The 13,588-nt window shown below is 67.0% G+C and carries 10 protein-coding genes and 1 pseudogene; 6 read left to right on the forward strand and 5 right to left on the reverse strand.

From position 1 onward, the window contains the following. Window positions 1-69: 69 nt before the first annotated feature. The gene (locus tag WT97_RS09440) at window positions 70-2,253 is read right to left on the reverse strand and encodes an FUSC family protein (protein WP_060353296.1); all 2,184 of its coding nucleotides are present in this window, start codon (window positions 2,251-2,253) and stop codon (window positions 70-72) included. 188 nt (window positions 2,254-2,441) lie between these two features. Between WT97_RS09440 and WT97_RS09445 the strand changes: the two genes are divergently transcribed. Next, entirely contained in the window at window positions 2,442-3,389 is a 948-nt protein-coding gene (locus tag WT97_RS09445) for a LysR family transcriptional regulator (protein ID WP_059789453.1), read from the forward strand. Window positions 3,390-3,500: 111 nt separating this feature from the next. Here the strand turns inward: WT97_RS09445 and WT97_RS09450 are convergent, their stop codons facing one another. Both WT97_RS09450 and WT97_RS09455 read right to left on the reverse strand, forming a co-directional pair. Next, window positions 3,501-3,803 carry a DUF4148 domain-containing protein gene (locus tag WT97_RS09450; protein WP_060036218.1) on the reverse strand — a complete coding sequence of 101 codons (303 nt, stop codon included), beginning with the start codon at window positions 3,801-3,803 and terminating at the stop codon, window positions 3,501-3,503. A 259-nt stretch (window positions 3,804-4,062) separates the two neighbouring features. Continuing rightward, complete coding sequence (locus tag WT97_RS09455) at window positions 4,063-5,205, reverse strand: porin (protein ID WP_059789454.1); 1,143 nt, start codon at window positions 5,203-5,205, stop codon at window positions 4,063-4,065. 336 nt (window positions 5,206-5,541) lie between these two features. On the opposite strand from WT97_RS09455, the gene codA reads away from it, so the two are divergent. The 5 genes and pseudogenes from codA (at window position 5,542) to WT97_RS09485 (ending at window position 11,000) form a co-directional block, all read left to right on the forward strand. Then, window positions 5,542-6,783 carry a cytosine deaminase gene (gene codA, locus WT97_RS09465; protein WP_060353297.1) on the forward strand — a complete coding sequence of 414 codons (1,242 nt, stop codon included), beginning with the start codon at window positions 5,542-5,544 and terminating at the stop codon, window positions 6,781-6,783. Window positions 6,784-6,944: 161 nt separating this feature from the next. Further along, on the forward strand, window positions 6,945-8,279 hold the full coding sequence (locus WT97_RS09470; protein ID WP_060353298.1) for a chloride channel protein: 1,335 nt from the start codon (window positions 6,945-6,947) through the stop codon (window positions 8,277-8,279). A 276-nt stretch (window positions 8,280-8,555) separates the two neighbouring features. Then, window positions 8,556-8,993: pseudogene (locus WT97_RS09475) on the forward strand (STM2901 family protein). Next, window positions 8,986-9,333 carry a DUF1493 family protein gene (locus WT97_RS09480; protein WP_060353299.1) on the forward strand — a complete coding sequence of 116 codons (348 nt, stop codon included), beginning with the start codon at window positions 8,986-8,988 and terminating at the stop codon, window positions 9,331-9,333. Before WT97_RS09475 ends, WT97_RS09480 begins: the two are co-directional and overlap by 8 nt. Window positions 9,334-9,677: 344 nt before the next feature. Next, window positions 9,678-11,000: a TIGR00366 family protein gene (locus tag WT97_RS09485; protein WP_059789459.1), complete on the forward strand. Its 1,323-nt coding sequence runs from the start codon at window positions 9,678-9,680 to the stop codon at window positions 10,998-11,000. Window positions 11,001-11,065: 65 nt separating this feature from the next. On the opposite strand, the gene WT97_RS09490 is transcribed toward WT97_RS09485, so the two are convergent. Further along, the gene (locus WT97_RS09490) at window positions 11,066-12,394 is read right to left on the reverse strand and encodes an MFS transporter (protein WP_059789460.1); all 1,329 of its coding nucleotides are present in this window, start codon (window positions 12,392-12,394) and stop codon (window positions 11,066-11,068) included. Between the two features lie 231 nt (window positions 12,395-12,625). Continuing rightward, complete coding sequence (locus WT97_RS09495; RefSeq protein WP_006482842.1) at window positions 12,626-13,558, reverse strand: 3-keto-5-aminohexanoate cleavage protein; 933 nt, start codon at window positions 13,556-13,558, stop codon at window positions 12,626-12,628. Between the last annotated feature and the right edge of the window lie 30 nt (window positions 13,559-13,588).

Here is a 13,588-nt window from a genome sequence, read left to right on the forward strand (position 1 = left end):
GATTAATCGCCGTGGCTGGAGAGCTTATTTCCATCCGGAACAACGATCCCGTTGCGCGCGCATCGAGCTTCAACGGCGATGCCGATTGAACGGCGCGTCCTTGTCGAGCAGCGCGCTGCGCATGAAGTGCAGGCAACCGACGATTCGCTGCATGTTGCGACGCGCGTCGGGCACCGCGTACCACGCCTGCAGCGCATGCTGCGCCGCGCGGATCGCGAGATTCACGGATTTCAGCGTGCGTGCATGGCGAGCGGGCGTCGGATCGTCGAAGAAGCGCGGCAGTTCGCGCAGCACCGTATCGATCGAACCGGTCCAGCGCAGCGTCTGCGGCGGTTTCGATGCACGGAACGCGTGCAGCTCGTCGCGCAGGTCGATGACCGCGTGGCCGACCTCGAGCGTCGACAGCATCCAGCGCAGCGCATCGCGATGCTGCCGCGTGCGGCGCACCAGCAGCGTACGCAGTTGCGCCATCAGGTCGTGCGTGCTCGACTGGAAGCGTTGCGCGAGGCCGTCCGGCGCGCCTTCGCACGCCAGCGTGACCTGGCGGCGCAAGTCATGCGCGATCCGGCCGGTGAGCCAGGGCATATGCGTCGGGAACACGACGGCGAACACGAGCGCGCACGCGAGCATCGCGACGACGATCGCCAGCCCGTTGTTGATCAGCACTTCAGGCGTATACGCGATCGCGTTGTCGGGGCCTGCGAGCAGGCAGAAGAACACCGCGAAGCCGATTCCGTAGCCGGACAGCCCGGGCCGCATCGCGAGAAACGCGCCGAGGCCCAGCACCGGCGCAAGCGCCGCGCACAGCAGCGGAAAGCCGTCGATATTCGGATAGACGTAGCACAGGAACAGGTAGCCGACCGCGGTCGCGCACGCTGCACCGATCCCCATCTGCGCGACGAACTTCGGCGCGCGCGGCGAGGTCGAGCTGAGCGCGCATGCGATCGCGGTGGCGATCACCGCGAGCGAGCCGCTCGGCCATTCGGACGCGATCCAGAACGCGCTCATCGCACCGACGGCGACCACCGTGCGCAGGAACGCGAAACCGACGAAGAACGCGTTGGTTTTCACCGCGTAATGGGTGACCGAGCGCTCGAACGCGTGATCGTCCTGGTCGAGCGACGCGTACGTGTCGACGTAGCCGAGGTATTCGCCGACGAACCGGTACAGCAGCTCGATTGCGGTATCGAAGTCGAGCAGGCCGCCCGCTGCATGGTCTTCGATCACCCGCCGCGACGCACGCGCGGCCTTCGGCAACGCACCGTGAAAGCGGCGCAGTTCGAGCAATGCGCCGGTCGCCGATGCGAGGCCGCGCCGGCGTTCGTCTCGCAACGCGGCGAAGCGCGACGCGAGCGCGTCGACGTGCGGCGCCAGCGCATCGAGCACCGCGTCCGAGCGATTCGCGCGCAGCCGTTTGACGAGCTGATGCAGCGCATGCAGCCGCGTGCACGCGTTCATGAACTCGCTGTTCAGCCGCGCAAGCCGGCGGCTGCGCGCGCGAATGTGCGGATCCTCGAACGACGCGAACGCGCGGTTGGCTTCGAAGCCGACGATGTCGTCGACGAAATCGGCGAAGCGTCGCTCGAAATCGCCGCGCGCGACGTCGCCTGACAGCGCGCCGGCCGCGAACGCGGCAAATGTCGCATGGCGCGCGCTCAGCGAACGCATCAGGGCCTTCGCGGAGCTCAACGGCAGGATCAGCGCGCTGACCGCGCCCGAGCATGCGATGCCGAGCGCGACTTCCGCGGCACGCGTGAGCGCGGACTGGAACAGCGTCTGCGGCGTCATCACGGCCGGCAGGCCGATCAGCGCGGCCGTGTAGCCGGTGAGCACGAAGCCGTACCAGCGGAAATGGCGGTTGCGCACCGCGAGTGCGATGCAGCCGCCGATCCACAGCGTGATGCCGGCCATGTACAGCTCGGGCTGCTGCGCAAACAGCCCGCCGAGCGCGAGCGCGCCGACGAGGCCGGCCGCCGTGCCGAGCACGCGATAGAAACTCTTCGCGAACACCATGCCCGATAGCGGCTGCATCAGCACGAACACGGTGGTCATCGCGGTGCGCGGCTGCGACATCTCCAGACGCATCGCGATGCCCATCGCCAGCAGCGCTGCGAGCACGGTTTTCGCGAGGTGCAGCCAGATCAGCCCATCGGTCGCGGCCCAGTCGCGCGCCGCATTGCCGAGCGGGTCGAGCCATGCGCTCCATCGTGCCGGTTCGATGGAAGGTCGCTCGATCGCAGGTTGTGGCTTCATGAAAAGAGGGGGCCGGCGCGGTGCCGCGGCGCGTCCGAACGGCCCGTTCGACTGGGGAGGCGCCGATTGTAGGAGGGCGGCGCGCGCGCATTAACGCCGTTGCGGGGAAACGATAGTTGCAGCCGAAGTAACAATCTGTCGCATCCCGTGGAGGAAAATGGCGGCTCCGCTACAGGTTGCTCACAGGAATGGATACCCTACAAAACATGCGGGTGTTTTCGCGCGTCGTCGAGACGGGCAGCTTCACCGCCGCCGCACAATCGCTGAATTCGACGACGGGCGCGATGTCGCGCGCGGTGTCGGAGCTCGAGGCGCGCCTGCGCACCCGTCTGATGAATCGCTCGACGCGCCGTCTCGCGCTCACGTCGGCCGGCGAAAGCTATCTGCGGCGCTGCCGCCAGATCCTCGCCGACGTGGACCGCGCAGAAGAGGAGGCGAGCTGCGCGCACGAGCGCCCGGCCGGCGTGCTGCGCATGCACAGCTTCGCGAGCGTCGGTCACCACTACGTCTTGCCCGCGCTGACACGCTATCACGCGCAGTTCCCGGACGTATCGATCGAGCTGTCGCTGTCGCAGCGCATGCCCGACCTGTTCGACGGCACGAGCGACATGGCCGTCGTCACCGCGTCGTCGCTGCCCGATTCGGAACTCGTGTCGCACCTGCTCGGCTCGACGTTCAGCATTCTGTGTGCATCGCCCGATTACGTGAAACGGCACGGCGTGCCGGCCCGCCCGCAGGATCTCGCCGCGCACGCGTGCCTGACGCTGTGTACGCCGGCATTCCCGACGCATGAATGGGTGCTCGAAGGCCCCGAAGGCGTCGAGCATATTCACGTCGCCGGGCCGGTGCAGACCAATACCGCCGAATCGCTCGCACTCGCGATCCGCGACGGCATCGGAATCGGCATGCTGCCGCTGTATTCGGCGATCGACGCCTTGCGCGACGGCACGCTCGTCCGTGTGCTGCCCGCGCATATCCTGCAGAAGATGAACGTGCATGCGCTGTACCCGTCGCGCCGCTTCGTCGATGCGAAGGTGCGGACCTGGGTCGAGATGCTGCGCGCCCAGGTGCCGGCGATGATCGCGCGCGACGTCGAGATGCTGAACGCGATCGACCGCGAACCGCAGGCCGCCTGAACGCAGGCCGCCTGAACGCCGTGCGCGCATCGGCGCGCGGCGGGTCGTTTCACGCCAATGCCGACTACGCGTCGGTTCGCAATGCATGCGCGATGCGAGCGACGCGCGCCGTCACGGCGCGGTCCTGGCCGCCGCGCCCGATTCGGTTGCCGGCTCGCCGGCCGGGCCGTACGCGGCCTGCGTCGCTTTCCGCTCGGCGAGACGCCTCGCCTGCAGTCGCTCCTGCGCCGCGAGGATGTCGTCCGGATAGTTGCCGACTTCGCCGCGCGCCGGGTTGTAGCCGACCGATTCGAGATCGATCAGCTCCTGCAGTACCTGCGCGCGCGTGACGGGCGACTTTGCCTGCTGGGCGAACGACAGGGCCGGTGCGGCAAGCAGGACGGCAGCGGCAGCGGTAACGACGAGCGATTTCACGAGATTCTCCTGGTACGGGGTAGGCGGCCGGCGCCGCACGCGCCGCGCGGCTTCGACCTTCGACGTCAGTCTACGCAGCGCTGCCACGCGCAAACACCCTGATTCCAGGAGGGCTGCGTTCCAGAAGGAACAACATTGATGGCGTCGCCCGCGGCGACCGAACCCGTGTGCGAACACGGGCGCCGTGCAGACGGGCGCCGTGCACACGGGCGCCGTGCATACGAGCGCCGTGCAGAGGGACGACGTCGCGCGACGCCGATCAGAACCGCGTACGCATGCCGATCGTGCCGACCACCTGGTTCGCCGTGCTCGATGCGCCACCCGACGTATTGATGAACGCCTGATAACCGCGGCCCGACGCATGCTGGAACATCGCTTCCGCGTACAGGTCGGTGCGGCGCGACAGCTTGTACACGGCCTGCAGATCGACCTGATGCCATTTCGGGTCGGCTCCGTGCTTGCTGTCGGGATTCGACACGCTGGCGTCCGTATAGACATAGGCCGCGCCGACGCTGACGGCCGGCGTGACCGCATAGCGCACGTTCACGTCGTAGTTGTTGAACGCGATCTGGCCGCTGGAGCCGAACGAGCCCGTGTTGTCGTACTGCGAGCGCGTGTAGACGAAGCCGGCGGTCACCGGGCCGAATACATAGCTGGCGCCGCCGCCGTAGGTGCGCATGCGGTCCGAGCCGATCGACCAGCCGCCTTGGTTCAAGCTCTTCGCTTCGGCCGAATCGGTCGCGCCGGGGCTCGCGCTCGTCGAGCCCTTCGTGCCGTTCATCTGCAGGTAGGCGCCGGCCAGCTTCAGCGGGCCGTTCGTGTAGCTCGCGGCCACGCTGTATGCGCGGTTCGCGCCGAAGTTCGCCGAGTTGGAGAACGCGTACAGCGCGCCGAGCTTGAAGCCCGCGATCGTGTCGCTCGTGTACTTGATTGCGTTGTTGATGCGCAGCGAATGGTTCAGGTTGTCGTTGTCGAACGGATGCGCGAAGCCCGTATCGCCGAAATCGCCCGACGTCGCCGACAACGGCGCGACGAAGTCGACCATCGTGTCGTACTGGCGGCCGAGCGTCAGCGTGCCGTAGCCGGCGCGGCTCAGGCCGACGTACGCATGCCGGCCGAACAGCTTGCCGTCCTGGCCGAGCCCGCCGTTGTTCGCGTTGAAGCCGTTTTCGAGCACGAACAACGCCTTCAGGCCGCCGCCGAGATCCTCGGCGCCGCGCAGGCCGAAACGACTGCCGTTGATCGTGCCGGTCGTCATGCGCCATTGCGACGCGCCGTTCACGTTGTTGGTATAGGCGATGCCGGCGTCGATCAGGCCGTACAGCGTGACCGAGCTTTGCGCGTGGGCGAGCGGCGCGAACAGGGCGCCGGCGCATGCGCCGGCGATCAGGTTTTTTTTCATCGTGAAGCTCCTGCGTGTGGGACTGGAAACCAAAGTTCGGCGCAAGTATAGGAATGCGCGGCACGCGCAAGGACGCAGCGGCCGCGAGCGCACCGTTCCTGATCCCGCAAGAGTCGTTCACAAAACCGACACGACGACGCGCGTGCGCGCCGGGCCGGCGGTTCCTGCCGGCGGCCGGCACGCGGCTTCGGTCCGGCGCGGCCCGGCTGTCGTGTCGATGCAACATGCGCGGCACGTGTGCGCGTCGCCGCTTTCCTCCATACTGGTCGTCCGGACCGCACGGCCGCCGACGCAGATCGCGCGGTCGTGTTCACGCATACGACAAGAGGCCTCTCCATGAACCTGTTCAACGTACGCTTGCGCGGCCGCGACGGCCTGTTCACGATCGGCATCGATGCCGGCAGGATCGCCCGCATCGATGCGCAAACCGCGCCGATCGCGTCGACGAACCCGGACCATATCGACGGCGGCGGCCGCCTCGCGATTCCGCCGCTCGTCGAACCGCATATCCACCTCGATGCCGTGCTGACGGCCGGCGAGCCCGCGTGGAACATGAGCGGCACGCTGTTCGAGGGCATCGAGCGCTGGGCCGAGCGCAAGGCGGCGATCACGCACGAGGACACGAAGGCGCGCGCGCATGCGGCGATCGGCATGCTGCGCGATCACGGGATCCAGCACGTGCGCACGCACGTCGACGTGACCGATCCGACGCTCGCCGCGCTGAAGGCGATGCTGGAGGTGAAGGACGAGGCGCGCGGGCTGATCGACCTGCAGATCGTCGCGTTCCCGCAGGAGGGCATCGAATCGTTCGACGGCGGCCGCGCGCTGATGGCGCAGGCGATCGAGCTCGGCGCGGACGTCGTCGGCGGGATTCCGCATTTCGAGAACACGCGGGAGCAGGGCGTCAGCTCGATCCGCTTCCTGATGGATCTCGCGGAACGCACGGGCTGCCTTGTCGACGTGCACTGCGACGAGACCGACGATCCGCATTCGCGCTTTCTCGAAGTGCTCGCGGAAGAGGCGCGCGTGCGCGGCATGGGCGCACGCGTCACCGCGAGCCACACCACCGCGATGGGTTCGTACGACAACGCGTACTGCTCGAAGCTGTTCCGGCTGCTGAAGCGGGCGGGGCTGAATTTCATCTCGTGCCCGACCGAGAGCATCCATCTGCAGGGGCGCTTCGACACGTTTCCGAAGCGGCGCGGGGTCACGCGCGTCGCGGAGCTCGACCGAGCCGGGCTCAACGTGTGCTTCGGGCAGGATTCGATCAAGGATCCGTGGTATCCGCTCGGCAACGGCAACATCCTGCGCGTGCTCGATGCGGGCCTCCATATCTGCCACATGATGGGTTATCAGGATCTGCAGCGCTGCCTCGACTTCGTGACCGACCATAGCGCGACGGCGATGCACCTCGGCGACGGGTACGGCATCGCGGTCGGGCGTCCGGCGAATCTCGTCGTGCTCGACGCGGACAGCGACTACGAAGCGGTGCGCACGCAGGCAAAGGCCACGCTGTCGATGCGCCACGGGAAGGTCATCATGCGGCGCGAGCCGGAGCGCCTGACCTATCCGGACTGACGCGGCAGGCGGTCATCGCGGGCCGTCGGCGTGTTCATGCATTCGATGCATGAGTTGATTATAAAAATACGTTTGTCTCATGATGAGCGCGGGCCTACGATGCGGTCCTGACGACGGCGTGCACGGTGCGCGCCGTCTTTCCGATCCCGTTCGCCGACCCCATGCGCCTCGATCTTCCGTCCGCTCCTGCTGCTTCGCCGCCGCCCGCCAGCCCATTCGCGCGCATGGCCGTCGTCACGATCCTGACCGGCATCGGCGCGGGTCTCGGCGGCATGCTGCTCGCGTTGCTGCTGCATGCGATCCAGCACGTCGCGTACGGCTACGACGTCGCGCACGCGATCGGGGCCAAGAGCTTCCTCAGCGGTGTGACCGGGGCCGAGCCGCTGCGCCGGCTCGCGGTGCTGGTGGTCTGCGGGATCGTCGCCGGCGGCGGCTGGTGGGCGCTTTACCGATACGGCCGGCCACTCGTCGGCATCCGCCGTGCGGTGCGCGCGGCCGATCCGCGGATGCCGTTCGTCAGCACGACGGTCCATGCGCTGCTGCAGATCGTCACCGTCGCGCTCGGCTCGCCGCTCGGCCGCGAAGTCGCACCGCGCGAGATCGGTGCGCTGCTCGCCGGGCGGTTTGCCCATGCGGCGGGGCTCACGCCCGACGACTGCCGGCTGATGGTCGCGTGTGGCGCCGGCGCGGGGCTCGCGGCCGTCTACAACGTGCCGCTCGGCGGCGCGATCTTCGTGCTCGAGGTGCTGCTCGGCACGTTCGAGTGGCGTGCGCTGGTCGTGGCGATCGTGACGTCCGCGATCGCGGCGATCGTCGCATGGATCGGTCTCGGCAACGAACACCAGTACACGGTGCCGGCGTTCGTGCCGAGCACGCCGCTCGTCGCATGGTCGATCGTCTGCGGGCCGCTGTTCGGCGTCGCCGCGTACGGTTTCGTGCGGCTCACCACCCGCGCGCGGGCGAACGCGCCGAAGGACTGGCGGCTGCCGGTGTTCGCGCTGCTCAACTTCGCGGCGGTCGGCGTGCTCGCGACGAGGTTTCCGCAACTGCTCGGCAACGGCAAGGGCCCGGCGTCGCTCAGTTTCGACGGCACGCTGACGATCGGTCTCGCGGCGGCGCTGCTCGTGCTGAAGGTGCTGATCGAGGCCGGCAGCCTGCGGGCCGGCGCGGAAGGCGGGCTGCTGACGCCGGGACTCGCGAACGGCGCGCTGCTCGGTGTCGTGCTCGGCGGACTATGGAGCATCGTGTGGCCCGGCGCATCCCTCGGCGGATACGCGCTGATCGGCGCGACCGCGTTTCTCGCCGCGTCGATGCAGATGCCGATCACGGCCGTCGTGCTGCTGCTCGAATTCACGCGCGCGAATCACGACAGCCTCGTGCCGATGCTGCTGGCCGTGGCGGGGTCGCTCGTCGCGTACCGGTTCGCGCAGCGGCTGGCGGAGCGGCGGGGGCGCATGGTTGCGACCGCGAGTACGTCGGCGACGGTGGGGCGTTGATATGCATGAGCGGCCTGAAGGTGGACGATCCGCTGAAAATTGACACTCTGTATCCGTTCAAATGCCTGTCGCCGCCGTGGTGCATTCGTGCGCAACGACGAGGCTGCGGCAGTCGGAAGCGCAAGCCACGCGGTACTTCACAGGATCTGCACGAGATCCGCCAATCACATCCGGACAGACGCTTGTCGCGGCAATCTACCGGTGAGTCCGTTGTTTCGCCTTCGCCACTCACGCTAGCCTTTTCTGCTCGTTCAAATTCAAGCTATCAGAGAAAAAATGGCGAGCACGTACAGATACGGCATTCACGAGGGTTTGAGCCGCGATGCATTGTTCTTCCTGATCTTTATCGAAGAGACTGGCAAGGCGTTGGGGGCAGATGATGCGGTCGGCGTCGCGATGGTACTGTTGGGTCAGCGCTTTATCCCGACGCGAGGCAAGTTCGCGAACGCGGTCAAGGGCACGTCCATCGCGTCCGTCGTTTCGCGTCGGCTGCTGCCATACGAATTGAAGCACCGGATTTTGCCGACCGTTACCTCATTCAGAAGCCTGATCATGTTGCGCATCAAGTTGACGCAGAATATCGGCGCATTCGTCGGGCGGGCGGTTCCCGGAGTCGGTTAGGCGATCCTGGCGACGGACGTCGCGTTGATCACTTATCGTACGATCGGCGCGTACAACAGCATGGTGAAGCCCGAGGATCGCTTATATGGCTGACACATGGAAACGCCTCGAAGCGTTCATCGCGACTGACATCGCAAGGCTCCGGATCGATCGCATCGAACTGTCGCGAGACACGGATCTTTATCACGATCTCGACCTCGAACCGAACGACATCGACAGAATCATTCGGCAATGGGGTGCGACGTTCGGCGTCGATTTGTCCGCGTTCGACCTCCATTATTGCTATCCGTCCGCGAAGCTCGGCCTCGGTTCGTTTCTCACGACGGTCGTCAAATCCCCGTTCAGCCCAGAGGCGAGAGAGACGCTGGGGGGGCGGTCACTGACACTCGGAATGATGGAGCAAGCGATGGAGCGCGGGCGTTGGGAGCCTTGATTCGCTGACCCGTCGAGATTCGCGAGACACACGACGGGACGAATATCGCCGCATGAAGCGCCCGCCTGATCCGCAGTCAGGCGGGCGCTTTTGCATGCGCACGTCCTTCATGAATTCCAGTCTGCAGCGATACGCACCATTGGCGTTCGTCACTCGGCTGCCCCGGCTTCGGAGCCGGTCGCGGCCATGTAACGAATTCGATAGCCTGCCGAAGTCGACCGACCCGATTCCCGACAGGGGCATCGACGCAAGCAATACGGTTCTGTGCAAGAATCCGCGCGTTTCCGCGCCTCAACCAACAACGATACGCGCGGATGTCCCTATCAGGAAACGAGGAGCTCAAGTTGATCCAGCGCATTTCCCGCTTCTTCACGCAGGTGGTTCACCGCGTGTTGCCCGACCCGTTGATTTTCGCGATCCTGCTGACGATCGTCACGTTCGCGCTCGCGTTCGGGCTCACACCGAACACGCCCGTGCAACTCACGACGATGTGGGGTTCAGGCTTCTGGAACCTGCTCGCGTTTTCGATGCAGATGGTCATGATCCTCGTGACGGGCCACGCGCTCGCGAGTTCGCCGCCCGTGCGGCGCCTGCTCGTCGCGCTCGCCAGCGCCGCGCGCACGCCCGGGCAGGGCGTGATGCTCGTCGCGTTCGTCGGCGCGCTGGCCTGCGCGATCAACTGGGGCTTCGGCCTCGTGCTCGGCGCGATGCTGGCGCGCGAAGTGGCGCGCCGCGTGGCCGGCAGCGACTACCGGCTGCTCGTCGCGTCCGCCTACATGGGCTTCCTGAGCTGGCACGGCGGGCTGTCGGGTTCGGTCCCGCTCGTCGCGGCCACGAAAGGCAATCCGATGGAAAAGACCATCGGCTTGATTCCGGTGTCCGACACGATCTTCACCGGCTACAACGCGTTCATCACGATCGGGTTGATCGTGATGCTGCCGTTTCTCGCACGGATGATGATGCCGAAGCCGGGCGAGGTCGTCAGCGTCGATCCGGCGTTGCTTGCCGAGCCGCCGAGCGTCGAGCGCAAGCTCGCGCCCGACGCGACGTTCGCGGAACGGATGGAGGAGAGCCGCGTGCTGTCGATCGTCGTCGCGGCGCTGTGCGCGGCGTTCCTCGTGCTGCGTTTCGCGCAGAAGGGCTTCGCGCTCGACATCGACACGGTGAACCTCGCGTTCCTCGCGGCCGGCATCCTGCTGCACCGGACGCCGATGGCCTATGCGCGCGCGGTGGCCGGCGCGGCGCGCGGCGCCTCCGGGATCATGATCCAGTTCCCGTTCTACGCGGGCATCCAGGCGTTGATGGATCACTCCGGGCTCGCGGGCGTGATCACGAAATGGTTCGTCGATATCGCGAACGTCCACACGTTCCCGCTGCTCGCGTTCCTGAGTTCGGCCGTGATCAATTTCGCGGTCCCGTCGGGCGGCGGCCACTGGGTCGTGCAGGGGCCGTTCGTGATGCCGGCCGCGCAGGCGCTCGGCGCCGATCTCGGCAAGGCCGCCATGGCGATCGCGTACGGCGAGGCGTGGACCAACATGGCGCAGCCGTTCTGGGCGCTGCCCGCGCTGGCGATCGCGGGGCTCGGCGTGCGCGACATCATGGGCTATTGCGTGACGACGCTGTTGTTCTCGGGTGTGGTGTTCGTCGCGGGGATGTATCTGTTCTGACGAAGCGAGGCGGGATGCCGGCGGCGATGTGCCCGCATCCCGCCGGCTCGAGTTTCGTTTTGCCTTCAGTCGCGCGAGCGCACGTCGGCGCGCTCGTGCCCGTGACGCAACGCGAGGCTCGCACATGCCGCGACGACGAGTGCGGCCGCCAGCAGCGTCAGCCCGTTCTTCGCATTGCCGGTCGCCTGCTCGATCGCGCCGATGACGGTCGGCCCGACGAAGCCGCCGAGCAACCCGCACGTATTCACGAGCCCGAGCCCGCCGGCCAGCGCGCTGCCGGCGAGCCGCGAAGCCGGAAACGTGAACACGATCGACTGCACGACGAAGAACATGGACGCGGCCACGCACACGCAGAGCAGTCCCGCCAACGGCGACGCATGCGCGGCGCCGATCATCCCGGCCGCCATGACCACCAGCCCCGCACACAGCATGCGGCGCGAGTGGTGCGATTCGCGTGCGAAGCGCGGCAGCGTCCCGGCCCCGAGCGCGGCGGCGAGCCAGGGCAGCGACGTCAGCAACCCGACCGCGACCGGCGAGAGGCGCCCCGATGCGCCGATGATGCCGGGCAGGAAGAAGATCACCGTATAGATGGTCAACTGGTGGCAGAAGTACACGAAAATCGCGAGCCAGATCTGCGGATCGCGCAGTGCGGCACCGAACGCGTGGCCGCCGTGCGCGGCGATGCCCGCGTCCTGTTCGGCGGCCAGCCTGCGCTCGAGCGCGCGACCGGTTTCCGGGGCGAGCCACGGCGCGGCGCTCGGCCGATCCGGCAAGCGCGTCCAGACGACGAACGCGAGCAGGATCGCCGGAATGCCTTCGACGACGAACAGCCATTGCCAGCCGTGGAACCCGAGCGTGCCGTCGAGCTCGATCAGCGCGCCGGCCAGCGGCCCGCCGACGATGTTGGCGATGCACACGCCGAGCAGGAAATAGCCGGTGGCGCGTGCACGCTCCTCGCGGCCGAACCAGTACGTCAAATACAACATCACGCCGGGAAACAGGCCGGCTTCGGCCACGCCGAGCAGCAGGCGCATCACGTAGAACGACGTCTCGCCGCCGACGAACGCCATCGCGACCGACAGCGCGCCCCACGTGATCATGATCCGCGTGATCCAGAAGCGCGCGCCGACGCGATGCATGATCAGGTTGCTCGGGATTTCGAAGAGCGCGTAGGTGAGAAAGAACAGCCCCGCGCCGAGCCCATACGCGGCCGATGAAATGCCGAGATCGACGCCCATCGAATGTTTGGCGAACGCGATGTTGGTGCGGTCGAGAAAACTGATCACATACGCGGCGATCAGCAGCGGCATGAGTTTGCGGAACAGCAGCCGGTTCAGCGACGCGTTCGCGTCGCCGGCGGCGGACGACAGGGCCTGAGCGTGATGAGTGGACATGCGGACGACTCCGGTAAGGGCGAACCGGCGCGCACGGCAAGCACGGCGCGCCGCGTTCGGCAGATGCCGCTGCGGTGCAGGCAGCGAATGGGCAGACGACGGAGCCGCGCCGGCGGCGCTCGAACGGAGCGGGGCGATGAAGGGCGTCCTGGCGCCGGCCGGCTCGGGCCGGCGCCTCGTCACTGCGCTTGCGGATACGGGTGTTGCGGGCGCGAGCCGGCGCTGAGAAATTCAGAAATTCACCGCGTCGCCGCCCTTGAGTGCGAGCATCGCGCGCGCCTCGGCCGGCGTCGCGATCTCGAGCGACAGGCCTTCGAGCACCTGACGCATTTTCAGGACTTGCGCGGCGCTCGATTCCGCGAGCTTGCCCGGCGCGATCCACAGCGAATCCTCGAGCCCGACGCGTACGTTCGCACCCTGCGCTGCGCCGATCGTCGCGAGCGGAATCTGGTTGCGCCCGGCGCCGAGGATCGACCACACGTAATCGCTGCCGAACAGACGGTCGGCCGTCCGGCGCATGTGCATCAGGTCCTCCGGATGCGCGCCGATCCCGCCCAGCAGGCCGAACACGCTTTGCACGAAGAACGGCGGCTTCGCCAGCCCGCGATCGACGAAGTGCGCGAGGTTGTACAGGTGCGAGATGTCGTAGCACTCGAATTCGAAACGCGTGCCGTTCGCGCCGCAACGCGTGAGGATCGTCTCGATGTCGGCGAATGTGTTCTTGAACACGAGATCGCGGCTTTTCTCTAGATGTTCGCGCTCCCACGGATGCTTCAGCTCGCGGAAGCGCTCGAGCATCGGGTACAGCCCGAAATTCATCGAACCCATGTTCAACGACGCGACCTCGGGTTGGAAATGCAGCGCGGGCTGCAGCCGTTCGTCGACCGTCATGTGCGGGCTGCCGCCCGACGTGAGGTTGATCACCGCGTCGGTCTGTGCCTTGATGCGCGGCAGGAATTCGGCGAACACGGCCGGATCCTGCGTCGGTTTGCCGTCGGACGGGTTGCGTGCGTGCAAGTGGAGGATCGCCGCGCCGGCCTGCGCGGCCGCGACCGCGGCCGTTTCGATTTCGTGCGGCGTCACGGGCAGGTACGGCGACATCGACGGCGTGTGGATCGCGCCGGTCGGCGCACAGGTGATGATGACTTTGCGAGCGTTTGCCATGGATGGATTCCTTTCGACGAGCGATGCAGG

This window comes from Burkholderia sp. MSMB1459WGS, assembly GCF_001534535.1.
In the GTDB taxonomy this organism is placed as follows: domain Bacteria; phylum Pseudomonadota; class Gammaproteobacteria; order Burkholderiales; family Burkholderiaceae; genus Burkholderia.